Source organism: Haladaptatus halobius (assembly GCF_020618475.1).
GTDB classification, from domain to species: domain Archaea; phylum Halobacteriota; class Halobacteria; order Halobacteriales; family Haladaptataceae; genus Haladaptatus; species Haladaptatus halobius.
On the sequence record NZ_CP085340.1, the window covers coordinates 402,612 to 423,391 of the forward strand.

At 52.8% G+C, this 20,780-nt stretch carries 32 protein-coding genes and 2 pseudogenes; 17 read left to right on the plus strand and 17 right to left on the minus strand.

All coding sequences use genetic code 11. The features are described 5' to 3' along the window. Window positions 1-126: 126 nt before the first annotated feature. Window positions 127-495 carry a hypothetical protein gene (locus LIW51_RS35360; protein WP_227380220.1) on the minus strand — a complete coding sequence of 123 codons (369 nt, stop codon included), beginning with the start codon at window positions 493-495 and terminating at the stop codon, window positions 127-129. A 545-nt stretch (window positions 496-1,040) separates the two neighbouring features. Here LIW51_RS35360 and LIW51_RS35365 point away from each other — a divergent pair. Continuing rightward, window positions 1,041-1,232, plus strand: coding sequence for a hypothetical protein (locus LIW51_RS35365; protein WP_227380221.1), 192 nt, complete (start codon window positions 1,041-1,043; stop codon window positions 1,230-1,232). Between the two features lie 6 nt (window positions 1,233-1,238). On the opposite strand, the gene LIW51_RS35370 is transcribed toward LIW51_RS35365, so the two are convergent. Together LIW51_RS35370 and LIW51_RS35375 are read right to left on the minus strand one after the other, a co-directional pair. Next, window positions 1,239-1,472, minus strand: a complete 234-nt coding sequence (locus LIW51_RS35370) for a DUF8150 family protein (protein ID WP_227380222.1) — start codon at window positions 1,470-1,472, stop codon at window positions 1,239-1,241. Further along, window positions 1,450-2,058 carry a hypothetical protein gene (locus tag LIW51_RS35375; RefSeq protein ID WP_227380223.1) on the minus strand — a complete coding sequence of 203 codons (609 nt, stop codon included), beginning with the start codon at window positions 2,056-2,058 and terminating at the stop codon, window positions 1,450-1,452. Before LIW51_RS35375 ends, LIW51_RS35370 begins: the two co-directional genes overlap by 23 nt. Window positions 2,059-2,169: 111 nt before the next feature. On the opposite strand from LIW51_RS35375, the gene LIW51_RS35380 reads away from it, so the two are divergent. Continuing rightward, window positions 2,170-2,877, plus strand: coding sequence for a DNA polymerase domain-containing protein (locus LIW51_RS35380; RefSeq protein WP_227380224.1), 708 nt, complete (start codon window positions 2,170-2,172; stop codon window positions 2,875-2,877). A gap of 377 nt (window positions 2,878-3,254) precedes the next feature. Here the strand turns inward: LIW51_RS35380 and LIW51_RS35385 are convergent, their stop codons facing one another. The 3 genes from LIW51_RS35385 to LIW51_RS35395 all read right to left on the minus strand — a co-directional run bounded on the left by LIW51_RS35385 (window position 3,255) and on the right by LIW51_RS35395 (window position 4,024). Continuing rightward, window positions 3,255-3,593: a DUF6788 family protein gene (locus tag LIW51_RS35385; RefSeq protein WP_227380225.1), complete on the minus strand. Its 339-nt coding sequence runs from the start codon at window positions 3,591-3,593 to the stop codon at window positions 3,255-3,257. Window positions 3,594-3,657: 64 nt separating this feature from the next. Continuing rightward, window positions 3,658-3,855, minus strand: a complete 198-nt coding sequence (locus LIW51_RS35390; protein ID WP_227380226.1) for a hypothetical protein — start codon at window positions 3,853-3,855, stop codon at window positions 3,658-3,660. 13 nt (window positions 3,856-3,868) lie between these two features. Beyond that, the gene (locus tag LIW51_RS35395; protein ID WP_227380227.1) at window positions 3,869-4,024 is read right to left on the minus strand and encodes an MraZ N-terminal domain-containing protein; all 156 of its coding nucleotides are present in this window, start codon (window positions 4,022-4,024) and stop codon (window positions 3,869-3,871) included. Window positions 4,025-4,154: 130 nt separating this feature from the next. Here LIW51_RS35395 and LIW51_RS35400 point away from each other — a divergent pair, with 130 nt between their 5' ends. Beyond that, window positions 4,155-4,919 (plus strand): DUF8159 domain-containing protein, encoded by a 765-nt coding sequence (locus LIW51_RS35400; protein WP_227380228.1) that lies wholly within the window; start codon window positions 4,155-4,157, stop codon window positions 4,917-4,919. 54 nt (window positions 4,920-4,973) lie between these two features. Here LIW51_RS35400 and LIW51_RS35405 read toward each other — a convergent pair whose 3' ends face one another. Next, window positions 4,974-5,117, minus strand: coding sequence for a hypothetical protein (locus LIW51_RS35405; protein ID WP_227380229.1), 144 nt, complete (start codon window positions 5,115-5,117; stop codon window positions 4,974-4,976). A gap of 129 nt (window positions 5,118-5,246) precedes the next feature. Here LIW51_RS35405 and LIW51_RS35410 point away from each other — a divergent pair, with 129 nt between their 5' ends. Next, complete coding sequence (locus LIW51_RS35410) at window positions 5,247-5,705, plus strand: FG-GAP repeat protein (RefSeq protein WP_227380230.1); 459 nt, start codon at window positions 5,247-5,249, stop codon at window positions 5,703-5,705. Window positions 5,706-6,093: 388 nt separating this feature from the next. Here the strand turns inward: LIW51_RS35410 and LIW51_RS35415 are convergent, their stop codons facing one another. From LIW51_RS35415 to LIW51_RS35430, 5 genes are all read right to left on the minus strand, one after another. Next, window positions 6,094-6,345 (minus strand): hypothetical protein, encoded by a 252-nt coding sequence (locus LIW51_RS35415; protein WP_227380231.1) that lies wholly within the window; start codon window positions 6,343-6,345, stop codon window positions 6,094-6,096. A 177-nt stretch (window positions 6,346-6,522) separates the two neighbouring features. Continuing rightward, window positions 6,523-7,584, minus strand: coding sequence for a Gfo/Idh/MocA family protein (locus LIW51_RS35420; RefSeq protein WP_227380232.1), 1,062 nt, complete (start codon window positions 7,582-7,584; stop codon window positions 6,523-6,525). Window positions 7,585-7,966: 382 nt separating this feature from the next. Then, window positions 7,967-8,101, minus strand: a complete 135-nt coding sequence (locus LIW51_RS38910; RefSeq protein WP_255767706.1) for a hypothetical protein — start codon at window positions 8,099-8,101, stop codon at window positions 7,967-7,969. 12 nt (window positions 8,102-8,113) lie between these two features. Then, window positions 8,114-8,266: an enoyl-CoA hydratase-related protein gene (locus LIW51_RS35425; protein ID WP_227380233.1), complete on the minus strand. Its 153-nt coding sequence runs from the start codon at window positions 8,264-8,266 to the stop codon at window positions 8,114-8,116. Between the two features lie 18 nt (window positions 8,267-8,284). Then, window positions 8,285-9,649 (minus strand): RNA-guided endonuclease TnpB family protein, encoded by a 1,365-nt coding sequence (locus LIW51_RS35430; protein WP_227380234.1) that lies wholly within the window; start codon window positions 9,647-9,649, stop codon window positions 8,285-8,287. Window positions 9,650-9,835: 186 nt separating this feature from the next. Between LIW51_RS35430 and LIW51_RS35435 the strand changes: the two genes are divergently transcribed. The 3 genes and pseudogenes from LIW51_RS35435 to LIW51_RS35445 all read left to right on the plus strand — a co-directional run bounded on the left by LIW51_RS35435 (window position 9,836) and on the right by LIW51_RS35445 (window position 10,829). Then, window positions 9,836-10,066: an AF_0619 family ribbon-helix-helix protein gene (locus LIW51_RS35435; protein ID WP_227380235.1), complete on the plus strand. Its 231-nt coding sequence runs from the start codon at window positions 9,836-9,838 to the stop codon at window positions 10,064-10,066. Between the two features lie 9 nt (window positions 10,067-10,075). Further along, window positions 10,076-10,492 (plus strand): annotated as a pseudogene (locus LIW51_RS35440) (PIN domain-containing protein). After that, window positions 10,428-10,829, plus strand: a complete 402-nt coding sequence (locus LIW51_RS35445) for an SWIM zinc finger family protein (RefSeq protein WP_227380236.1) — start codon at window positions 10,428-10,430, stop codon at window positions 10,827-10,829. Before LIW51_RS35440 ends, LIW51_RS35445 begins: the two are co-directional and overlap by 65 nt. A 40-nt stretch (window positions 10,830-10,869) precedes the next feature. Here the strand turns inward: LIW51_RS35445 and LIW51_RS35450 are convergent, their stop codons facing one another. After that, window positions 10,870-11,934 carry a hydantoinase B/oxoprolinase family protein gene (locus LIW51_RS35450; RefSeq protein ID WP_227380545.1) on the minus strand — a complete coding sequence of 355 codons (1,065 nt, stop codon included), beginning with the start codon at window positions 11,932-11,934 and terminating at the stop codon, window positions 10,870-10,872. Continuing rightward, window positions 11,930-12,211 (minus strand): hypothetical protein, encoded by a 282-nt coding sequence (locus LIW51_RS40605; RefSeq protein ID WP_497007427.1) that lies wholly within the window; start codon window positions 12,209-12,211, stop codon window positions 11,930-11,932. The genes LIW51_RS35450 and LIW51_RS40605 overlap by 5 nt, the downstream gene beginning before the upstream one ends. A gap of 278 nt (window positions 12,212-12,489) precedes the next feature. Between LIW51_RS40605 and LIW51_RS35455 the strand changes: the two are divergent. Both LIW51_RS35455 and LIW51_RS35460 read left to right on the plus strand, forming a co-directional pair. Then, window positions 12,490-13,068, plus strand: a pseudogene (locus tag LIW51_RS35455) (cytochrome P450). A 293-nt stretch (window positions 13,069-13,361) separates the two neighbouring features. Then, complete coding sequence (locus tag LIW51_RS35460; protein WP_227380237.1) at window positions 13,362-13,970, plus strand: cupin domain-containing protein; 609 nt, start codon at window positions 13,362-13,364, stop codon at window positions 13,968-13,970. 127 nt (window positions 13,971-14,097) lie between these two features. On the opposite strand, the gene LIW51_RS35465 is transcribed toward LIW51_RS35460, so the two are convergent. Then, window positions 14,098-14,943 (minus strand): geranylgeranylglycerol-phosphate geranylgeranyltransferase, encoded by an 846-nt coding sequence (locus tag LIW51_RS35465; RefSeq protein ID WP_227380238.1) that lies wholly within the window; start codon window positions 14,941-14,943, stop codon window positions 14,098-14,100. Between the two features lie 134 nt (window positions 14,944-15,077). Here LIW51_RS35465 and LIW51_RS35470 point away from each other — a divergent pair, with 134 nt between their 5' ends. The 4 genes from LIW51_RS35470 (at window position 15,078) to LIW51_RS35485 (ending at window position 16,946) form a co-directional block, all read left to right on the plus strand. Next, complete coding sequence (locus LIW51_RS35470) at window positions 15,078-15,446, plus strand: helix-turn-helix domain-containing protein (protein WP_227380239.1); 369 nt, start codon at window positions 15,078-15,080, stop codon at window positions 15,444-15,446. 186 nt (window positions 15,447-15,632) lie between these two features. After that, complete coding sequence (locus tag LIW51_RS35475; RefSeq protein WP_227380240.1) at window positions 15,633-15,986, plus strand: hypothetical protein; 354 nt, start codon at window positions 15,633-15,635, stop codon at window positions 15,984-15,986. A 238-nt stretch (window positions 15,987-16,224) separates the two neighbouring features. Further along, on the plus strand, window positions 16,225-16,530 hold the full coding sequence (locus LIW51_RS35480) for an AbrB/MazE/SpoVT family DNA-binding domain-containing protein (RefSeq protein WP_227380241.1): 306 nt from the start codon (window positions 16,225-16,227) through the stop codon (window positions 16,528-16,530). Further along, the gene (locus LIW51_RS35485) at window positions 16,527-16,946 is read left to right on the plus strand and encodes a PIN domain-containing protein (RefSeq protein ID WP_227380242.1); all 420 of its coding nucleotides are present in this window, start codon (window positions 16,527-16,529) and stop codon (window positions 16,944-16,946) included. Before LIW51_RS35480 ends, LIW51_RS35485 begins: the two co-directional genes overlap by 4 nt. Before the next feature lie 74 nt (window positions 16,947-17,020). Here the strand turns inward: LIW51_RS35485 and LIW51_RS35490 are convergent, their stop codons facing one another. Beyond that, window positions 17,021-17,317 (minus strand): hypothetical protein, encoded by a 297-nt coding sequence (locus LIW51_RS35490; protein ID WP_227380243.1) that lies wholly within the window; start codon window positions 17,315-17,317, stop codon window positions 17,021-17,023. A 448-nt stretch (window positions 17,318-17,765) separates the two neighbouring features. Here LIW51_RS35490 and LIW51_RS35495 point away from each other — a divergent pair, with 448 nt between their 5' ends. Continuing rightward, window positions 17,766-18,002, plus strand: coding sequence for a hypothetical protein (locus LIW51_RS35495; protein WP_227380244.1), 237 nt, complete (start codon window positions 17,766-17,768; stop codon window positions 18,000-18,002). Window positions 18,003-18,069: 67 nt separating this feature from the next. Here the strand turns inward: LIW51_RS35495 and LIW51_RS35500 are convergent, their stop codons facing one another. Beyond that, a complete protein-coding gene (locus LIW51_RS35500) occupies window positions 18,070-18,375 on the minus strand; it encodes a HalOD1 output domain-containing protein (RefSeq protein ID WP_227380245.1) in 306 nt (101 codons plus the stop codon). Between the two features lie 893 nt (window positions 18,376-19,268). Here LIW51_RS35500 and LIW51_RS40610 point away from each other — a divergent pair. The 3 genes from LIW51_RS40610 (at window position 19,269) to LIW51_RS35510 (ending at window position 20,692) form a co-directional block, all read left to right on the plus strand. After that, window positions 19,269-19,517, plus strand: a complete 249-nt coding sequence (locus LIW51_RS40610; RefSeq protein WP_497007424.1) for a DUF8156 family protein — start codon at window positions 19,269-19,271, stop codon at window positions 19,515-19,517. A 411-nt stretch (window positions 19,518-19,928) separates the two neighbouring features. Beyond that, window positions 19,929-20,156 carry a hypothetical protein gene (locus tag LIW51_RS35505; protein ID WP_227380246.1) on the plus strand — a complete coding sequence of 76 codons (228 nt, stop codon included), beginning with the start codon at window positions 19,929-19,931 and terminating at the stop codon, window positions 20,154-20,156. Window positions 20,157-20,260: 104 nt separating this feature from the next. Further along, window positions 20,261-20,692, plus strand: a complete 432-nt coding sequence (locus tag LIW51_RS35510) for a hypothetical protein (RefSeq protein WP_227380247.1) — start codon at window positions 20,261-20,263, stop codon at window positions 20,690-20,692. Window positions 20,693-20,780: the final 88 nt, after the last annotated feature.

Genomic DNA, 20,780 nt, shown 5'->3' on the forward strand with positions numbered 1-20,780 from the left:
TGTGGTGGCGTATACACCCCACTGCAATGTTACATTCATCCTCTGTATTCAGCACGACATTTCTGGCAACGGATGGGAAGGTAATCGCATCTATGCTGAATAGAGAGCGCATAATCAGCAACGAATTCATTCTGGAGGAGTCTTCTTCTCAATGGTTACGAGCGACTCGTCGGGCGCCCTGAGAACGTCGCTATCACTCGGGCCATCTCCCCACGTATATCGGTACGTCGAGACAAGCTGGCCAATTTTTGCCGCGACTACCAGTGATGGATCTGGTTCACCATCGCCGTATCCCCTGTTCTGGAACGCGTCACGAAAGGCTTCGCTCCGAGTCCACGAGAGCCACGTCGGCTCCGAACTATCGCCCAGGAGGGCGATAACTCGGTCGTCTGCGAGCCACTTGACCGCCTTTTGGGCGTTGGTATTCGTGTCACCGGGAAGGACCAGCAGGTCGGCGTTGTGCGTGCCGTCCACTGTTTGGACCTTTGCAGACATTGAAAGTTCGACACCGTCGGTGACGTAGACAGCGGTCGCGTCAAGACGCTCGAAGGACAGATTCTCGGAGTCTGAGGAGTCCGTAGAGAGGGCCGAACACCCAGCGAATAAACTGAAGAGGGCAATACCGATCACACGGAGTGTGCTTCGACGAGTGCAGTGTTGCATAAGTGACGAGTCGCTGAACAAGGACTTAAATAGAGTCGTTCCATCGAACCGGCGCATTAGTTTTTAGAGCCGAACAGCGACGATAGCACCGATAAGTGGAGTGAGTTGCCGTTACTTGTCGGGGTTTGACTTGGATCTGAATTCAGTGAATTACGTCCTGATACCCTTTCTCAGGGTTTTTATCGGAATATGGTGGGGAAGCACCGACAGCTAATTTTGTCTCCGGACAAACGACCGTGCTGCTGAACTCATCCTCTCTTTCTGGCATGCCATTCCTAACAGGTCACTGGTGGGCGACGTCAACTGCTGACTCGTCAGCTCGAAACACTTCGGCACGGTCTCACCATCACGTCATTCGTCTTGGCGACGTTCTTCGCGTGCGCAAGCACATCGAGGTATTTGTCCTCGACGTGCTGGCTCTCTGTGCGCTTTTCCCGGAAGTTCACGAGTTCGGTGCTCTGTCCCGAGCGCTGGACCGTCTCGAAGAGCTGACGGCCTGCAGTGGCTGCTTCCGCAACAAGGTTCGGAGAACCACCATTTTCAACGGGGTTGTCAGGCCGAAAAAGTAGGGTAGTTCACTTTGAGTAGTCACGACCAGCTTCCTCAACACGGCGGCGCTGTTCAGCGTCAATGTCCGACTGGCGGGCAGATTCAAGCTGCGAATTGATTAGACGGTTCTGTTGTTCTCCCCAGTCGTCCGGCGAATGCGTGTGAATGTACTCTACCCAGCGTTTGATGCTGGTGACGCGTTGCTTCCGGTTGCGTTCGTGTTTCGCATCAAGTGCATCACGCCCTTTTGAGTTGCTCATACTCGTCCTCCACTCCAAGTTTCGTAACCCATCGTTGGAGTTCTGGGATGCTAAGAGTTTCCCCGAACATCGAATATAGATGGACAGCATCCTCGAAATCTTTCTGAGCGCTCAGAAAGAGTTTATACGCAATTTGCAGCTCGAGAGGACCGATAGGGAGTGTGGTGTCGATGCTCGTGATTTCTGCTGTGATTCTACTTTTGAGGGAAGCGCGATCATACTCGTCGTCCACAAACTTGACCTCCAAATGTGGGATCATTTCACCATCTCGTGCCACCCAGATATTGTCGCCTTCGGTCAGCATCTCCGACATTGAGTCTAGTGGCATTGCTGGACCCCAGAGATTTTCTGCTTGTAGACGCTCAGATAGCTGTTCAATCGTCGATTCATCGAGTGGTTCGAGAAGGATATCGATGTCTTCTGTTGCTCTTGAGCGTCCGGCTAAGATTGCAACATAACCACTGATGAAGACATGATTGATGTCAAGGTCGTCAAGAATTTTGGAGAATGTAATCGCGAGCTCATCGAGATCGTTGGGGTTTCGATCGACAACAAGAGTACCATCACGAAGTTCGATCCCGCCCATATCCTCGTCTTTCTTTTCTGGGAAGATAAGTCCACCTAGGATCGAGTGCTCTTCGTGGTTTCACCTCTTTGAAGACGAAGCTCATAATCAAGGCATTTAGAGTGGCGGATTGTGCATGGGATCGTCGATAGCGTGTGGGTGACACCGATCGAGGGAGAGGACCAGACGTCGCTGTTCGAGCTTGCATCGGAGATTTCTAAGCAAGTGGAGATTCGGCTTGAGCATGAAGCCTCCTATGACTGGATTGCGTTTGTACCGTTACGTGGTTCGGATGCTGGTGCGTTGACGAAGTACTTCGGGAAGGTCGCTGGAGAGGATGCGTACAAGTATCGGGGTATTGAGTGCCGTCAGCGGAGTACGCCGACGTATATTGACGAGGCCCAGAAAGAGCTGATTCGAGCGGTAGGTGAGTACCGTGATCCAGAGGCGGTTTGTGAGGTGTTGCGGTCGTGGGTTGATCGACTGGATCGTGGGGCGGTCGCTCCGAATGAGTTGGTGATCACAAATCGGGTTTCGAAAAAGCGGGAGGACTACACGCAGTCCACAAGGAGTGTGGCAGCATTAGAACGAGCGGCTGATTTGGGGTTGGCGCGTGCCCCTGGTCAGAGCGTGTCGTATGTGGTGCTGGACGATGCAAAGCAGTCGCGAGAGCGAGTGAAGTTAGCGAGTGAGGAGCTAAGTGAGTATGATACCGAATTTTATCGAGAGTTGTTGGTTCGTGCGGCAGCGAGTGTATTGTCACCGCTTGGATGGCGAGAGAAGCGTATTGAGCAATTTCTCTCGAGTCATGACGAAATCAGTCTCACATCGTTTCTCTAACGATTCCAAGTATGGAGGATGATTCTGTTGCATACCTGCGCCTCTATAGAACCAAGAGTCACGACCTTTTGAAACCCAAAATCAGTGATGGGTTTCAGCGGTCGTGCTGCATATAGGGGGCAAGTTGGTCACTGGTTAGGAGACAAGACTTATTACATGATCACACACAGAGAATTTATGCAAAAAACTAGACGAACATTCCTCGGCGCGACAGGAGTCTCCGCACTGATGGGACTCGCGGGCTGTATCGGCATTTCTGGGAACGCCGGAAACCCGACTTCCACAGGAACGAGTGAGAGTTGGACGCAGCAGGCCAGCATTCCGCGCGACGCCCCCGACGAGGCGCCACTCATGGCCGAGAATCCTACAAACGAGACTCATGCTTTCCCCACATATTCCGATTTCATCGTTCCCTTCTCTCGGAAATACCTATAGAGGTATGGCCCATGGCCGTTTCCGTCGTTACAGGTACAATCCGCGCCGCATTTGACGCGCTCTTTAACGAGCGTTCCTTTGCCGCCGGAACTCTCCTCGTCGTCGACGGGTTCGACGCTGTCCGGGAGGTCGTCGGCCTCGAGCGGTCGGTTCCGCCACTCGATCAATTGCTCGAGATAGACGAGCGTGTCCTCGAGCGTCTCTGTCGATTGTTTCGGGAGGCCGTCGGCGAGATACTTCGGCAAACGTTCCGGGGGATGGGGTTCGATCTGGTTCGTCATGACCTTATGTAACACTACACCCCCATAGGTGATAAGTGTTGTTACATAAGGGTGGAAAAACCAGCTATTCGTATATCCCGAGTAAATGGTTCTCGACGACGATTTCCCGCGCGTATTCCCCCTCGAGAATCGTCTCTTTCGAAACACCACTAACCCGCGAGGCGACAGTTACCGTCTGATAGAAAAAGGGGCTTCGCTCGAATAGCCGATATGAATCGTCGCTCGAGGCGGGAATGCGTATACGCTGTGTTCCGTTTCCCATGTCTTTGACTCCGCTACTCGTCGCCGTCGTCGTCGGTCTCGTCGAGGGGTTCAATAGTCACCTGAACGACGGCCTCCCTCCCATCGACGCCGAGGGTCTCGCGGAGCGCTTTGGGAATCGTGATTCGACCTCGGTCGTCGATCTTTAACGGCGCTTGTAGTTTTGGCATACTTCGGAATAGGCGACTCGCCCTAATAAACCCACCCATTATCAGTAATTTCCCACTCCTGGGGCAAAATGGGGAATCATACCCAAAGTCTTATAACCCAATCAATCATTTGTTAATTCGTTGAAACACAATGAGAGCAACTATCGGTAAACTTGTCCGAAAACTCCCAGGAATCGGCGCGGAACCATCATGGAAAAACAAGGGCGTCGGAGCGGTGTATGTATTCGTCGCGCTAATGGTCATTGGCGCCGGCGGAGCACCGGCCGAGGAACCTGCTGGAACCGTCGAGGCGGAGACGACGACGACGACCGTCGCGGAACTCGAGCAGACTCAAACGGAAGCGACGACAAAAGCGACGACGACCGTCGTACCCGCGTCGACGACCGTCGAGAGGACTCCAACCCCGACGGCGACGCCTGAACCCACGCCTGAACCGACGACGGTGAAAACGACGACGACGGCCAAACCGACGACGACGGCCAAACCGACGCCTGAACCCACGCCTGAACCCACGCCTGAACCGACGACGTCGGCGCCGTCGAAGAAAGTGACCGTCGATATGATGACATACGTGATCGCAGATAATGGAGTTCATGTCGAGAATGTCGATGTTATCGACGCGGATAATTGGGCTTCGATGGACCACCACACTACCCAAACGACGTCTGAGGGTCTCGCCGGCGAGATGGGAACCATTGGCGGAAGTTGGGCGGGATACGTGAAAGATAACCCGAACGCGCCGGATGAGCTAGTCGTAACAATCGTCCATGAAGGGTCTGGAACCATCATGGGGCATTACGTCGTCGAGACCGACAACGCTCGAGCGTATGCGAATGGTGAAATTGGCGGCCAGACCTTCGCGCAAGGTATCTTAGACTCTATCGTTCAGTATTGAAGCGGAACGCCCCTCGAGCGGTGAGTCGAGTTCGATAAACTCTTTTTCGCTATATTAACTTTCGACGTCCATTCCAAAGAGCGTCCATTTTGCGCGAGTGACGAGGCCGGCCTCGGCCTTTCGCCGCGCGAGTGATTGCTCCTCCTCGACGCGCTCGACGAGTTCGTTCGAGGCGTCGATTCGCGAGTTCGCGGCCATCAATTGCCGCTCGAGGTCGTCGACGCGCGCCTGTAATGCAGATACCTCCTCCTCGTACTCGTCGATCTCGGTTTTGTGTTCCGCGCGTAATTCGGCTAACTCCTCCTTGTAATTCGTCCGTAAGGCGCCGTGGGGGGGCCTGACCGCGAGTTTACGGACACGACCGCCCTCATCGGTGCCTTCGGAGATGAGGATCCCAACGGTGACAGCGCGGGCGCGGCATACGTCTTTAAAGCCACCGACGGGTCCTGGAGCCAGCAGGCGAAGTTCACCGCCGATGCAGTCGACACTGAGGACTGGTTCGGCAGGTCAGTGGCCTTGTCAGACGACGGAACCACCGCCCTCGTCGGTGCCGAGAACAAAATGGATATAAACAGTATGGGTACGGGCAAGGCGTACGTCTTCGAGGCCTCCGGCGGCTCCTGGAGCCAACAGACCACGCTCTCCTTTGATGGCGACGAAAGCGTCCGATTCGGCGCGTCAGTGGCAGTGTCGGGTGACGGCACTACTGCCCTCATCGGCGACCCACAGGAAATTATTCCAAATAACAGTATGGGTACGGGCTCGGCGTACGTGTTCACGCTGTAGGTGACACCGATTGAGGTGGGATATCACACCTTCTCGCAGACGTCTTTCCAGTGCTGACTACACCCTCTATATCTGGCACGCCATTCCTCACAGACGACAGGAAGGAGACATTCAACTGCTGACTCGAAATCTTGAATCATTTCGGCACGTTCTCACTCACGCTGTCCTCAACTGTCGCGAGCGGACGTAGTCCATTACACCGTTGTAATAGAGGGGGATCGCGAACGCGACCCCCTCCGTTTCGCAGAAACAGACGCAGAAACAGACACACTCCACAGTAGCCGTACAACCGTTCCCACCATGTGTCACCGGCAGTGTGGTGTGAATCTCTTGTGGTGGTGCCGCCGAAATGGGGGTTCTCCGAACCCCCGTGATTACAACGCTATAATCAGCGCCCTCCATTTAGTTCCGCGTTCGCTTCGTGTGCTCGCATCCACCCCGCGAGATCAGGATGCCCGAACGTGATTTCGATGTGATGCCCGCCGACACCCATTGCATCGTCCACCGACAACGTCCGTGACTCTTTGTAGGTCACGCCGGGCACACGTTCGGCCATTTCCTCCATGACGCGATACCCGTCGTTCTTGTACGCACACCCGTAATGCGTCGCGACCTCTCGATACCCGAGTCGTGCGACCATCACGTCGTTCGTCTTGGCAACGTTCTTCGCGTGCTCAAGGACATTCAGGTACTTGTCTTCGACCTGCTGACTCTCTGCGCGTTTCTCACGGAAGTTGACTAGGTCAGTATTCTAAGTGCTATTGTTTCCTAATTATTACGGAGAGTGAATGAGTCCTCGATGAAAAGGAGATTTGAATTACTCTAACGCAACATCATTTGGGTCGATAGCAACAAACTCGCTATTTTGTCGTGCAGACTCATATGCTGCTTCTGTAACTGCAGTCACCCGCAGTCCATCAAGAGCAGTTGCCGGTGGATTTTTGCCATTACGGATCGATCGGACGAACGCCTCTGCCTTGTTTGGGGGGTTACCACGATCGAGGTGAGGAGCATATTCACCGCTTGTGGAGTCTATTTTTGTAAGTTTGTTCGGCTCCCAATCCTGACTCTCAAGATATATGGCGCCTTCTTCATCCCAAATGTGGATGTGCTCGCGCATGCAAGGGGTCTCACCAGAGCATACGATCGTCGCTGTAGTTCCTTCTTCGAATCGGATCGTAACATGAGATTGTCCGTCAACGCGCTGTTCGTCGTCAACGAAATCCATTTCAGCGGACACTGCTGTCGGCGTGAGACCTGTACTCCAAAGGATCGAATCGAGAATATGACTACCTGTATCGTAGAGATAGCCACCACCAGAGAGATTCGGATTCATCCGCCACGCGTCTTCGAATCGGTCTACCCAGTCCTGACTGATTTCAGCGGTTATCCAGCGTGGAATACGGCCTTCATTCTTCAATATGTCTCGTGTCTCAACGAACGCTTGATAGAGATGACGTTGGTATCCCACCATCAGTACCTCGTCACGGGTGGTATCTCGTTCAACGAGGTCGCGAGCATGGTTCAGATTTGCTGTCAGAGGTTTGTCACAGAGGATATGTAGATCATGCTCCATTGCTGTGAGTATCTGCTCATAGTGAAGCGTGTGCGGAGTTCCAATCAATATCGCATCGAGGTCTTCCGACTCCAACATTACTTCGTAGTCCTCATAGCGTGCTTGCTCTGACACTCCAAGTTCATTTCCAGCCGCTTGCAGCGTCTTACTGTCTATATCGGCAATGGCCTCAACACGAGCATCATCGAGTTCTCGGAATTGATCGCCAACGGTTTGTCCGATAAAACCACCGCCAACAACACCAACAGACACTAAAGACTCCGATTCATCTGCTGCGGTCTCTAATTTTGTATCAGTAGACATCCTTAGATAGAGGTTGAACAGCTGGCAAAAACCTATTGATCCGTAGTGAATTACCCCGCTTTACTCGCTCGTTTTGCCCCCGTATTGCTTTTTAAGGAAGGGGGTTTAGTGCATGCAGACACAGCTACATCTGTGGACCTTTTCTATCCGTGGATCTTCGATGATGGAATTCGATAGCATTCTCTTAATTTTCACACTCATTCGGTCGTTTATTCTGTGAAACCGGATCCTTTGTTGTCGTCTCACACGTCGAGATCGATGTACAGTCGCTTGCGGCGGGCGTTTCCGTTATTCTGCTCTGTGGGTGGTTCGTATGCTTTCCACGTTACACCGTGTTTCTCACCGAACTCTTCAAGCAGGCAGGATAGTAACGCTCGCCGAATTACTTACCAGGCCACTCGGGCTCACGCTTATTGAAGAACGCATCAATGCCCTCGTTCGCGTCGCCTGTGGTACACAGCGAGGCGAACTGCTCATTCGAGTACTCGAGGGCGGTGTCGTAGTCTAGATCGTTCATCACGTAATAGGCCTACTTGCCCATTTGGACGGCGACCGGACTCTTCTCTGCGATTGACTCCGCGAGTGCAATTGTCTCCTTTCGGAGGTCGTTCTTGGGGACGACACGATTAACAAGTCCCCAGCCGAGTGTGGTCTTAGCATCAATGAGCTCGCCTGTCAGCAAGAGTTCGAGACATTGTTTCTATGTGAGCGAACGCATCAACGGCACGGCAGGCTCCATACAGAATAAACCCACGTTGGGGGCGGTAGCGCCGAGTTTGGTTCCGTCCGCGAGCACCGCAAGATCGCAAGCGGCAAAGAGGCCAATCCCGTTAGCAGCGGCGTGACCATGGACTCCCGCTCTAACCAACGTTGGTACGGCTGTAACGCCGTTCGCGTTCATCATCCCGGTGTTCAAGCGCACGCCTACGGGTGCGCCTCCTTCGCCAGCGGTTTGCGTGCCAAGGAGCCTGTAACCGATGTTCTTCGCCGCATTATAGTCCGCGTGGTTCGCATAGCCACACTTCAAACACTCAAACGTATCCTGCGACGAACGGTTGTTCTCGTGAGTGAACCCACACGACGAACACCGACGCGAGGTATTCGCCGAGTCCACCTGCTGAACCGAAATACCGCGTTCTTCGGCCTTGTACTCCACGTAGGAGAACAGACGCCGAAACGCCCATGTGTGAAGTCGTTTCGCACCGGGCATCCGGTCGCGGATATCAGTCAAGTCCTCGAAGGCGATATGCGAACACCCGCGTTCGTCGGCTTCTTCAACCAGCTCGTTCGACACGCGGTGAAGAAGTTGCTCGAATCGCCCCGTCTCTTTCACCCCGACCGCTTGCATGTTCTCGTGAGCGTCATGCGAGCCACACTGTTGGAGCGATGCACGACGCTTTTCGTATTCGCGGTGCCAGTGGTCGAGTTCGGCGGCCGACCAAAACACGCCGGTCGAGGTGACGGCGATGTTTTCGACCCCGAGGTCCACGCCGAGAACCGTTCCGTTCTCGCGTGGTTCGGGAGCGTCCACGTCAGCCTTTGTTCTGACGTGAAGGTAGAACTCGTCCGTGGCTTCGCGGTAGTGAAGCGTCGCGCCGGTCGTCTCGTAGTCGTCGGAAAACAGGTACTCCGAATGTGGCGTCTCGCGGTCGTCGGCAGGCAACACGTAGTCGGTGGTGATTCGACCGTCAACAGTCGCAAGCGACGCGTGGTCGTCGTGGAACGTCGCGCTTCGTTTGTCGTATTCGAGGAACGGCGACGAGAAGTACGGGAGACTCGCGTTCTTTCCACGTTTCCACTTCGCCACAACGGATTTCAACGCGTTTGCTGCGCGGCTCCGTGCCGCTTGAACGAGATTCGCGTGAAGCTCTGTTTCACTCCGAACGTCGTCATAGGTTCGGCTGTTGAGTTTGCCTTTGCTCGTTTCGATGTAGCCGTCGTCGTTTCGAGCGTTCAGAACGACGTAGTTCGCGGCCCATCGGAACTGCTGAATCGTCTCGTGAAGAAGGTCGGCGTCGCTTTGAGTCACAGAAAGTTTGACTTGAACGGTACGCCGGACCTCCATACATCATATACAACAACTATGCTTATAAAGGTAAATATACAATCAAGAGTCGTCCCGGCAGAAAACGATGGTACAGTAGTCAAGCGTACGCGCTTCCTCTCGCGCCTAAAGTCGCGGGTATCCGCGCTATGGTATCTATGACATTAATCGAAAGACACAGTATTCTGTGTCTCCATAGTATCCTGTATGCCCACCATCACGGTCAACGTCGATGACGACCTCAAGCGGCGAATGGAAAACCATCCAGAGATCAACTGGAGCGAGGTCACTCGCCAGGCAATCGAGGACAAGGTCAAAAAGCTCGACTTAATGGACGAACTCACCGCTGGTAGTGAACTCACCAATGAGGATGTCGAGGAAATCTCCGCAAAGATCAATCAGAGCGCACGGAAATCCCTCGAAGAAGAGTCGAGGTAGTACTGACGAATGAAGCTGGTTGTCGACGCCAACGTCGTTATCTCTGCGCTCATCGCGAATTCGAAAACACGCGAACTCATTGTCACACTTGAACCCAATCTTCTAACTCCTGAAGTTGTCCACGACGAAATCGGGAACTACGAAGATCTCATTGTTGAGAAATCCGGCATGGATGCGAACTGAGTCAATCAGTTCATCGAACTACTCTTTCAATATATCGACGTCATCCCCGCTACAGACTTCTATCCGTTTAATGAGCAGGCCAATGACGCAATTGGTGCGACAGACCCTGATGATGTATTGTATGTTGCATGTGCGCTCGCTTGTGAAGCAGGCGTCTGGAGCGATGACTCTGATTTCGATGAGCAAGATCTGGTACCGGTGTATTCGACGAGCGACGTTATCACTTCATTCGACACAATTTAAGAACGAGAATAGCAGCAAGCCACCGATCCCACAGAATGATGAGACGGCACAGAAACGCGCACAGTGGGAACAATTTGCCTTCGACGTCGAAGCCCCCGGACTCATCGAAGTCACCAACGAGAGTCACGACACCCCCGCAGACCACCAGTACACCGTCTCCATCGACGACGTGACCGAGGACCTGATGGCCTGCACCTGCCCGCATCACGTCCATCGCCACGACTTTTGCAAGCACATAGTCGGCGTTGCAGTTGCCATTGTCGACGGCTCGCTTGACACCATTCTTGCTGACGAGGATGACAAAACTGACGACGAGTCTGACTTTATAAACAAGTGAAAGTAAAAGAGGCTCTTCAGACCTCGCTGTCTGTCTCTATTTATTTACCTGGGTTCTCGATTGCTATCTCTTCGTCCATTTCGTCATCGCCTACTCCATAGTCCTCACGGGCAGACTCAGCAGAGACGAATCCTTCCATAACGTCTTCACGAACCTTCTCAATATCTCGATCCGTCGGGTCGCCGTATCCACCTCCGCCTGGACTCCGAATTCGGATCCGATCTCCGCTTCCAACTTTCACGTCTGCAAATTTACTCGGCGAATCCGTTCCGAATGCATCGACAAACGATTGGAATTCATCGTCCCCGCGCGGTTGTACCTCAATCGAACTTTTCCCGCCTTTCTGACCACCTTTGAGCCCCCATGGGGCGTTCTTCATTCGATCAAAAAGAGCAGAGACGGTTATTTGCGGTGCTCTGGATTCGATAACCCGTTCGATACCGAGCCCACCACGATATTCACCGGGCCCACCAGAGTCCTGACGTAACTCATATTTTTCTGTTAGCCATGGATAGCGGGTTTCAAAGACTTCAACTGGTGTATTACGGCAATTCCCATTGACAACAATCACTGAATCGTTACCGTCGCCATATGGACGGCCACCCCACCCCATTCCCTCAAGATGGTAGTTGACATATGGTTCGCCTGTATCTGGATGTTCGCCACCGAAAAGGAAATTCATGCACGTTGAACCGTCAGCAGCTGCCACTTTATTCGGAAGTGGCTCTGACATTGCTCGATAGATTGTATCGACCATACGCGGGTGTGTTTCGGTATTGCCACCGACCTCCGGCTTTGGATAATCGACATTTGCAATCGTTCCAGGTGGAGCGATGACGTGGATGGGTTCATAGGACCCCGCATTGACTGGCATCTCACCTTCGCCATCATACAATTGGAGGACAGCGTTCCATGTCGCTGAACTGGTGACACCAAATGTTGCATTAATTGGACCATCCGTTTGATCGTCAGTCCCACTCCAATCTGCAACGACCTCGTCATCACGAATTTCCATATTCACATGGAGTTTGAACGGTCCATCATTGATCCCATCATCGTCCATGTAATCTGCCCCTTCATACGACCCGTTAGGAATAGATTCAATACCACTCTCTGAGCGTGTTTAGGTTCTTTGCGATTCCTAATAAATTTACATGGCGAGTATGCTCCCCACTCGTTTTTGTCTCGCCAATTCCTCCATCACTGCGCACCTTGTGACCGCTCGAACTACGCATTATCAGTTTGATTTCACAATAGTACTTCGCCAGCACACATCCATCCCACCCATCTGTAGCCCGAACGATGCAGCCCGGTGTCCACCGTTTTTCGCCATCAGGATGGTTAACCGAGATCGGCCTACCCCTCTTGACTTCAAGAGCCAGCCCGGACTCTAGGTCATTCTCATCGAGTTCTAGGTCTCAAATCCGAGATGCACTCGAAGTCGACGAGGATCGCCTTCTCAGTGCGTGGCTCACGGGAAGTTTCGTGAACCCGGCCAAGAAAGTTACACAAGAGAGCGACGTTGATGTCATCCTCGCATTCGAGACCTACGAGGCCATAGACGAATTCGACTATGATGAACGCTCTCCGGAGACGATCGAGGTCGGTGGCATCACCCGAGAGCTAGATCTCATCATCGGTGGTCCTGAGAGTGATTACGATGATTTTCGCTGGATACGAAACGACTGCCTCGGCACTCGCGTTTGCGTGGTACGCACTTGCGACACATCCTGATCTCCAAGAGGCGTTTCACAACGAACTTGACGCTGTTCTGGATGGCGATGGCCCTACGCAGGCAGATATTGATGAGTTGGAGTTCACTCGTCGGATTCTCAAAGAAACAATGCGACTCTATCCGCCGATTCACACAATTCCCCGCCAAACAACTCGAACGGTGGATGTGAACGGCTATCAGCTGCCCGCCGATGAAGAAGTGCATCTGAGTATTCTTGCTGTCCACCGTGACGAACGGTTCTACGATGATCCGCTCTCATTCCAGCCGGATCGATGGGAATCAAATCTAGAAGATGAACTTCCATAGCATGCCTATATGCCGTTTGGTGGGGGTCGTCGAGCGTGCGTTGGCCGTGACTTTGCTTTGCTCGAAGCAACACTCGTGCTCGCGACAATCGGGCAAGACTGGGAAGTTGAGTGGAAGGGAGAAGATGAGTTAGCGGTTGAACCCGGACTCACACTCCAGTCTCAAGATGGGCTGCCAATGTGGCTGAAACGGCGATAATCGGCGGTAGTTAGCTTTTGTTCGTAGTTCGTTCGATCTTCGACAGCGGTATGACTCCGTTGAGATCCTCGGAGAAGGACAGGAATGGCATGCTGAATACAGAGCGCGTATTCAGCAAGAACCGATACTAAATCTCAACGGTGAATACCTGTATTCGTGTAACCAGACCAATCACCCCCTCGTGGAAAGCGTTAACCGCTGACACACCGTACCTGATGTGAGCGTTCTTCGGTATCGGGGGGGAGGCGCAGGCAGCAGTGCCGACGAATTCTCACCAACAGAGAGAACTAACTATGGCAAAAGCAACTGGTCCAGAATCAGAAGACAGTACGTCGGTGCCGTTACCGGAATGCAAGAACGTAGAGGCCATCTCGTACGACGATGGGCTGTTTCGAGCATTCCAGGTTTCGCCCATGGAGCCGTTACAGGCCGGCCTGCAAGGAGTTGACATCCGAATCCGAGTTCGGAGTTCCCAAACCGCGAATCAGTACACCTGCGTTGAAACGGCTCTCGCTCCGAAGACGATGGGGCCTTCGCCGCATCGACACACGCACCTCGACGAACTCTCGTTCGTGCTTCAGGGGACGCTCAGTGTCATGGTCGAAGACGAGGTGTACGACGTCCCAGCGGGGGGGATGCACTGGCGCCCGAGGGGGTTGGTGCACTCGTTCTGGAACGCAACAGACGAGCCTGTATGCTTCTTAGATGTGTTCTTGAACCAGAATTTCGACGAGTACCTCGAAGCGTTCTTCGCAATGCGTGACGAGGTGAGCCGTAGCGAATCGACGTTCACTGAACGTGAGTTCGGCGAGCGGATGGCGGAGCTTGACCATGAGTTCAGTGTGACGCAGTTCCACGAACGACGGGGCAAGATCCTCGAACAGTACGGGTTGAAGCGGTAGCATTATTCACCGAGGCAGGTTTGGCCGATTACGCACTGGTTCGGGCCGTGCTGAATACTTACTCTATATTCAGCACGACTCCCACAAATCATCACCTGATAGACGTCTCAACAGAGCCAGCGGTATTTCACAGAAGGAGTGTCAGACGGCCGCCGATGAAGGCCACTGCTGAGAAGTACATACCATATTTCAATAACGACTGGCCAGCCGTTGGGTCGTTGAAGCTCCGATATCCGGAGTAGAGCATCACGAATACTGCCGGTGTAACCAGCACAAGATACGCCATTCCGAACGTTCCAATGAAATACGGCACCGGACTTGCAAGCATCGCGATCAGCAGCACCGCCATCGCGATCAACAGTGCAGGACGTCGTCCAATGGAAATCGGGAGTGTATTCAGCCCTTCCTCTCGATCTCCGGCGAGATCTTCAACGTCCTTAATCACTTCACGTGCGAACGTCGACAGCGCTGCTAAGAGAACACCCACGGCGGGACTCAGCTGGCCAACGGCAGCGGCTCCAAAGAGGAATGTACTTCCGCCAAGATACGACACGAGTAGGTTCCCGACTCCCGGTAGCCCTTTGAAGAACTCCGTATAGGTGACGAGCGCGACGAGATTCACTACCGCAATGCCCATCGCTACCGGTGGAAGCGTGAGAGCGAATCCAGCAGCAATCACAAAGAGGATGACACTGAAAACGAGCACTGTTCGAGGAGCGACTGCGCCACGAGGAATTGGCCGCTCAGGGTTATTGATCCGATCGATATCCCGGTCGAAGTAGTCGTTGATGGCCATCCCCGCCCCTGTTGCGAGAATCGTTGTGATGGTGGCTGCACTGCTCGCACCGAGGTGGGAAAGAATCCCACTGCCTTCGGCAACGAACGCGCCTGTGAACGTCAGCACACCAGAGGCAATTGCATTCCCCGGCCGAGTAAGCTCGATGAGTCCACCGACGCGCTCTGCATGCGACACGCTGGGGGACTTTCTTTGCCGTGACTATAAACAGCACGAAACGCATGCTGTTACACTCGGACTGACTGGATCTCATTGCGCGCTTACGTCGGTGTGTCGGAAAAACTTATTAATTATCACTAGACCATTCACGTATGGATCAAGCAGATAACGAGATGACAGGGAGGGACGTACACGCTGATGAGGACGCGTCCGAACGAGTCCAAGCGTTTCAGCAACTACTGACAGAGAACTCTAATCTTGAACTGACGGATGCGACGGCCATCATTTGTGGTATCAACGAAGCCGAGTTTCGTGTGTATCTGACGGTCCTTGACCATCCACATTGCTCAATTGCTGAAATTGCCGACGCTCTCGACCGCGATTCTAGTACAGTTGGCAAGCAATTGAAACCGCTGCTCGAACTGGAATTTGTCGAGCGGTATCCGCGAACGGTGGACAATGGCGGTATCAAGTATCTCTACAAGGCGCAATCGCTTCCAGAAACCAAACAGTGGTTCTAACACGAGTTGAACGCCTGGTCAGATGCGGTCCTGTCCCAATTTTCGTATCTTCGCACTCACTGATTCTATCGTTTCGTTGACGATGTGTCCCCCCGACTACGACCGCAGGTATTCGTCGGCTGGCAAGTGGTGGAGTACGATTGAGAAAGACGGCCTCCACACCCTCACAGAGAAATTTCTAAGCAGGTGGAGATTCGTCTCGAACACGAAGCCCACTACGACTGGATTGCGTTTGTTCCACTGCGGGATTCGAATGCTGGTGCGTTGACGAAGTACTTCGGGAAGGTCACTGGGGAAGACGAGTACAAGTATCGGGGTATCGAGTGTCGCCAGCGAAGTACGCCGACGTATATCGATGAGGCGCATAAGGAGTTGATTCGAGCGATGGATGCGTATCGTGATCCGGAAGCGGTTTGTGGGGAACTGCGGTCGTGGGTTGATCGGCTTGAGCGTGGGGTGGTCGATCCGGATGAGTTGGTGATCACGAATCGGGTTTCGAAGCACCGTAATCGTCTCCAGCGGATCAGTGTAATCAGTTGAACCGCTTCATTTCGAGACTTCCTCGTACCACTTCTCGAATTAGGGATGGCCCAGCTAGGTGATGTAGAATCTCGAGATTTAGATGAGTTGGCGGATCTGCTCGGTATTGAAAACGAATAGTGGTTATTCAGGGGAAATAGGCCAGTTCCTACGTGTTTCTTCGCTACCGCATTGGACTCCTCCAGAAGTCTGCTGTAAGAGAAAGGCTTACCTATGAATAGCCACTAGATTATGAATAATGAGTAAATCAGAACAACCAGATGACTCTGAAAAGGAGGTTGTCGCTGTCTCGAAACATGGCCAAGCAACCATCCCAAAGCGATTCCGCGACAAGCTTGGAATTGACGCACCGGGAAAGGTACTATTCCGTGAAACTGACGATGGTACCGTCATCGTCGAGCATGTCCGCTCACCCAGTGAAATGCGCGGATTCGCCGCTCGTAGTGACGCGACCACCGACACACCGGCAACAGAGATTCTCCGTGAGAAACGTGAGCAAGACCGAGACGATCGCGAAGCCCAGTTTTCATCTGAGAACGAATGACGAGTCCCGATCGCGTCGTTTTCGATGCTGAGCCGTTGATCGCCCATGCAGACGATGAACCTGGAAGCAAAGGCGTTGAGGAGTATCTCAACGCAGTTGCTACCGAGCATACTGCTGGATACGCCAGCTGTGTGAATCTCACCGAAGTTCGGTATACACTCGCCCGGAAGTACGACCGAGCAACGGCTGACGAATATCTAGAGTGGCTTGATGATCTTGGCATCGAACCAGTGAACGTCGATCAGGTGTGGATAGATGCTTCCGACTATATTCTCAAGTACAATCCTGCTCTGGGCGATTCGTTCGCACTTGCGACCGCAACTCATCTCGACGCAACACTCCTTGTTGGTGGGAATGACGATTATGATGAAATCTCCTCAGAGCCGATTGAGCGCTTTCGCGACGGGTCCGCGTAGCTATCCTTTTGAGCAGAGGTCGGAACCTTGCATTTGTGGGATGGGTTGTTTATGAAGCAATCGTACCACTTCTATCATTGCTCACGTCGAATTGTCACGATATCCGCTGCCACTCGTTTGGATCCCTCTGCTGCGATCACGAGCAGATTCGGTGCTGGCGTGCAGCGCGCTCGATCACCGACGTGAAATCCTGCATCTACAGCACCGGGGAGTTGCACTTGATAGCCATTCCCTGCGATTTGGAGTGAAGCGTTTGCAACTCGGTGGATCGAGACGGTGTCGAGCGCGGCTGACGTTGCGAGTTCGACGATATTCTCATCAGTGGTTCGGTCGAAGTCGATGACGAGGAGGAGACCGTCGAAGGCAAACACGCGAATGTCTGCAAGACGGGTGGGCTCATCGTCAGTCTCTTCAACGAGTCTAGCGGCTCGGGCGGGCTTTGTGACCTGGAGAGCAAAGCCATGCCAGACCGTTTGATTTTGTTGGGCATTGATTGTTAGTATCGAATACTAACTCAAGAATACTCGCCTTGGCGGATACGCTCTCGACTCGGCGTTGTTGGTGAGAAGCGTCGGGCCCGCGAGTCCTCCCATGTATTCAATTTCACTTCCGCTCTGGTCGGCTGACGTCTTTATCGGTCGGGTTCCAAGCGTAAAATGCAGTCAGCGTATCCCAGCAGACGACGTGGGTTCTCGTACTCATCCCACCCCATCCTCCCATGCCGTCTGCTTGCTCCCCCTGTCGCAGCGAATTATACAGTGGTACAAAGAACCGTCGCCCGAGGGTTTACTTATCGAGAACAGGAATTTTGTAATAGCAATGGGTCCAAACGAGAAATCGCCCCTTACACCACTTGCGCAAGAAGCGCTCGATGCACTCGCGAGAAGACTCCCGGATGAGGGGGAGCTCACTTACGAGCAAGCGTACACGGTTCTCAACGAGGAAGAAGATCTTGAGCGTCCAGCTGCCAAGGATATTATCGAACGCCTCTATATGAAAGGTCATCTCTATGAGGTCGAGGAGAAGCTTCGGCTCACGGATTACGGAGCTAAATAACAAGGACGGCCCAGTAGTGAGGGTAAGCGTGGATACTGCGTCGTGTCGATGTAATCGCTTAGTTTGATCAACTAGCCAGATAGGGGTTCTCACCAATTTCGCGTTGTGCTCTAATCGGTTCGTAGATGAGGATGGTGTTGTCACTGCGGACGGTGACAAGATAGTCCTCGACCGTGAATCGGACTTCGACGTCACTCTTTTTCTCCGCGCTTGCTGTAATGATGTCTTCGAGCGCATCTAGGTTCACGTGTTCGTACAGGGAGAGCGTGGTCTGGCCAGCTGCCGGCTCGATCACCTCAACGAGTGCGTTGACTACATCAACAACAAGCTCCGAATTCGATGATTCGGGGTCAATCGTTTCGGAGGCGACCAATGCGTATTGGGGTGGTGGACTCGGTCCAGTGTGTTTCGTGGGGGAACCGAACCAGCTGGTCGTTTTGGTTCTCAGTGGTTCGCTGTTCATGCTTTCCATTAGCTCTCCAGATGGTTGAGTAACGGCCACTTACTGCAGGATTTACTCAATCGAAAGAAAACGATGCTAAAATTGAGCCAAATAAAAGCCATATGGGATTATTTGATGAAGTAGTATAATAAAATCAAGCTATGTCTGACGAACTTATTTTATCCTCGATGCCGTTAGTGGAGATACGCTCTCACCAGAGGCCAGCGCGACGACATAGTCTGGCGTCATCACCCGACAGTGTCGCCGTGGCTGGTCGTGAGAGCTGGCTTTCCCTCCCTAGCCTTCTTTCCGACAGGTTGTGTGAGTTCTGTTGTTCAGTGCTTGTCTGTCGAGAAGCAGGGTTTCGGAAATCCGAATCGGAAATGGATGGGGCGTGTCGAATTCCACTATCAGTGTCAGGCTTTCTGATCGTGATTGACTATGGAAATTCGTGTCCACCTATGCCAGTTGAGACTGAATCGAACCATCTACAACCCCCTTCAAACGGCCCTAGAAGCGATGTGAAATTCATCACAGACTCTTCGACCAATTCGTTCGAAATCATCTCGTCGTCGCCGAGATTTGGCGAACGGATATGGGTTTCAACCTGGCCAAATCTACAGGGATACCTCGAGTTTTCAGTGGACTTCTACCGATGCAGTGAACCGATCGAAATTAGTGAGTGAGCAGCTCACGTTCGTTCTCCTGTGTGGCGACCAGCACGTCCGGCACCCGCACCGATTCCATCGGCATTACCTATATTGGAATATTCGGAAGCAGCCCTGACTTACCTAAGGGGATCTCGGTGGTCGTGTCTACCTGTAATGAGCCACACCAGCCACATTGAGGCAAGATGGGACGAGTATCGACGAGCGCTTCGACCGACTGATCAAGCGGTCTTTGATCGACTCTTTGAGTATGCCCAGTTGCATACTGATTCCAGTACTGTTCATAGGCCCCTGTTCGTCGAGACGCCGATCCTCGTCTCAATCCTGATCGAACAACAGACCCAAATCGACGATTTAGAAGATCGGCTTGACCACGTAGAGGACGACTTAAACAGGCAGAGATGAGACGATGGTGTACACAATCGACTACGTCGACGGCGACGTCCTCACCTAGTCGGTAACTGAGACGGGTGTGACTTGCGAGGTTGACGAGTCGTATACCCCGACAATCTACGTGTCGGTGCATGGCGACGGTGAGTTTTCGACGGCACGTGCTGCACTTCGTAACCATCCCGCTGTTGCTCATGTCGAAATCGTCACTGAACGCGTGAGCTTCCGGCACGATCCCGAGCAAGTGCTCCAGGTGGATATGGTTGATCTCAACGCAGTGAATTCTGTGGCGCGAATGGTGAGCAAGTGGGGCTCCCCGGTGAGTATCGGTGTTACAACGTCGATTTTTCACGGGAGTTTCGGTACTGTCTCGAAAAGAGAATTGATCCACTGCCGACTCACGACCTCTCACGGATACAGATTGCTGTGCCAGAGACAGAAATCGCGAGTGAGAGCGTCACCGAACTCACGATCGATGATGAGACGGTGACTGGGGGTGGCGAAGACGTGTTAGCAACATTGTCGGATCGAGTTGAGTCGGTTGATCCGGATGTGCTCTTCCTGAATACGAGCGATCTCATTCCAGTTCTTTTCCAGCAAGCCGATCGGCTCGACGTAGAGTTCCAGCTTGGACGACGTCCAGGGTGGCAGTAGTTGGCGGGCGAATCAACGTACGAAAGCTACGGCCAAGTCGGGCACTCACCAGCACGCTACAACCTCCCTGGACGGGTGATCATCGATGGTTCGAATACGTTCATGTGGAATCAGACGTATCTCGATGGCTGTCTGTATCTCGTGAAAAGTCGAGCAAGAAAGAAGAAATGGTCGGTACTGAACTTCTCACCACGGCAATTTCGAGCAATTCGGGGACATCTGACTTCTGGAGTCTAGGCGAGGAGATAACCAACGAGTCTGCTTCGAAGTCGCTTACGAATGAAGTAATGGTTGAAACGGTGCTTGAAGAAAATCCGTGGGTTAAGTTCTTCAACGCCAAGTACAACGGTTATTCTATTGCTGAGTTCATTCCTAATGCCTGTACATGGACAACGTATGCAGTTGATGATACGGTTAACAAAACGGATGCAGCACGCAAGGTGCTCAGGAAATACAAAATTCCTGAGGGGTCTGTCAAACTCACTGGACTCGAAGCCAATGATTTGAAAAACGGGTTCTCCGTACAAGATTTGTAGATGAATTTCTAAATATTATGTTAACTTTATATCCATCCAAACGCCTACGCAGTATGGTTCTCAAGTAGCCAATTCTATATTTATCTAT

Coding starts and splice junctions, on each gene's coding strand:
- LIW51_RS40610 (WP_497007424.1), top strand. CDS start 19,269: ATGAGCCACACCAGCCACATTGAGGCAAGATGGGACGAGTATCGACGA.
- LIW51_RS35360 (WP_227380220.1), bottom strand. CDS start 495: ATGTCTGCAAAGGTCCAAACAGTGGACGGCACGCACAACGCCGACCTG.
- LIW51_RS35445 (WP_227380236.1), top strand. CDS start 10,428: ATGAGCAAGATCTGGTACCGGTGTATTCGACGAGCGACGTTATCACTT.
- LIW51_RS35415 (WP_227380231.1), bottom strand. CDS start 6,345: ATGGTCGCACGACTCGGGTATCGAGAGGTCGCGACGCATTACGGGTGT.
- LIW51_RS35430 (WP_227380234.1), bottom strand. CDS start 9,649: ATGGAGGTCCGGCGTACCGTTCAAGTCAAACTTTCTGTGACTCAAAGC.
- LIW51_RS35480 (WP_227380241.1), top strand. CDS start 16,225: ATGAGTAAATCAGAACAACCAGATGACTCTGAAAAGGAGGTTGTCGCT.
- LIW51_RS35435 (WP_227380235.1), top strand. CDS start 9,836: ATGCCCACCATCACGGTCAACGTCGATGACGACCTCAAGCGGCGAATG.
- LIW51_RS35370 (WP_227380222.1), bottom strand. CDS start 1,472: ATGAGCAACTCAAAAGGGCGTGATGCACTTGATGCGAAACACGAACGC.
- LIW51_RS38910 (WP_255767706.1), bottom strand. CDS start 8,101: ATGAACGATCTAGACTACGACACCGCCCTCGAGTACTCGAATGAGCAG.
- LIW51_RS35385 (WP_227380225.1), bottom strand. CDS start 3,593: ATGACGAACCAGATCGAACCCCATCCCCCGGAACGTTTGCCGAAGTAT.
- LIW51_RS35460 (WP_227380237.1), top strand. CDS start 13,362: ATGGCAAAAGCAACTGGTCCAGAATCAGAAGACAGTACGTCGGTGCCG.
- LIW51_RS35495 (WP_227380244.1), top strand. CDS start 17,766: ATGGGTCCAAACGAGAAATCGCCCCTTACACCACTTGCGCAAGAAGCG.
- LIW51_RS35390 (WP_227380226.1), bottom strand. CDS start 3,855: ATGGGAAACGGAACACAGCGTATACGCATTCCCGCCTCGAGCGACGAT.
- LIW51_RS35375 (WP_227380223.1), bottom strand. CDS start 2,058: ATGGGCGGGATCGAACTTCGTGATGGTACTCTTGTTGTCGATCGAAAC.
- LIW51_RS35485 (WP_227380242.1), top strand. CDS start 16,527: ATGACGAGTCCCGATCGCGTCGTTTTCGATGCTGAGCCGTTGATCGCC.
- LIW51_RS35420 (WP_227380232.1), bottom strand. CDS start 7,584: ATGTCTACTGATACAAAATTAGAGACCGCAGCAGATGAATCGGAGTCT.
- LIW51_RS35405 (WP_227380229.1), bottom strand. CDS start 5,117: ATGGCCGCGAACTCGCGAATCGACGCCTCGAACGAACTCGTCGAGCGC.
- LIW51_RS35400 (WP_227380228.1), top strand. CDS start 4,155: ATGAGAGCAACTATCGGTAAACTTGTCCGAAAACTCCCAGGAATCGGC.
- LIW51_RS35395 (WP_227380227.1), bottom strand. CDS start 4,024: ATGCCAAAACTACAAGCGCCGTTAAAGATCGACGACCGAGGTCGAATC.
- LIW51_RS35470 (WP_227380239.1), top strand. CDS start 15,078: ATGGATCAAGCAGATAACGAGATGACAGGGAGGGACGTACACGCTGAT.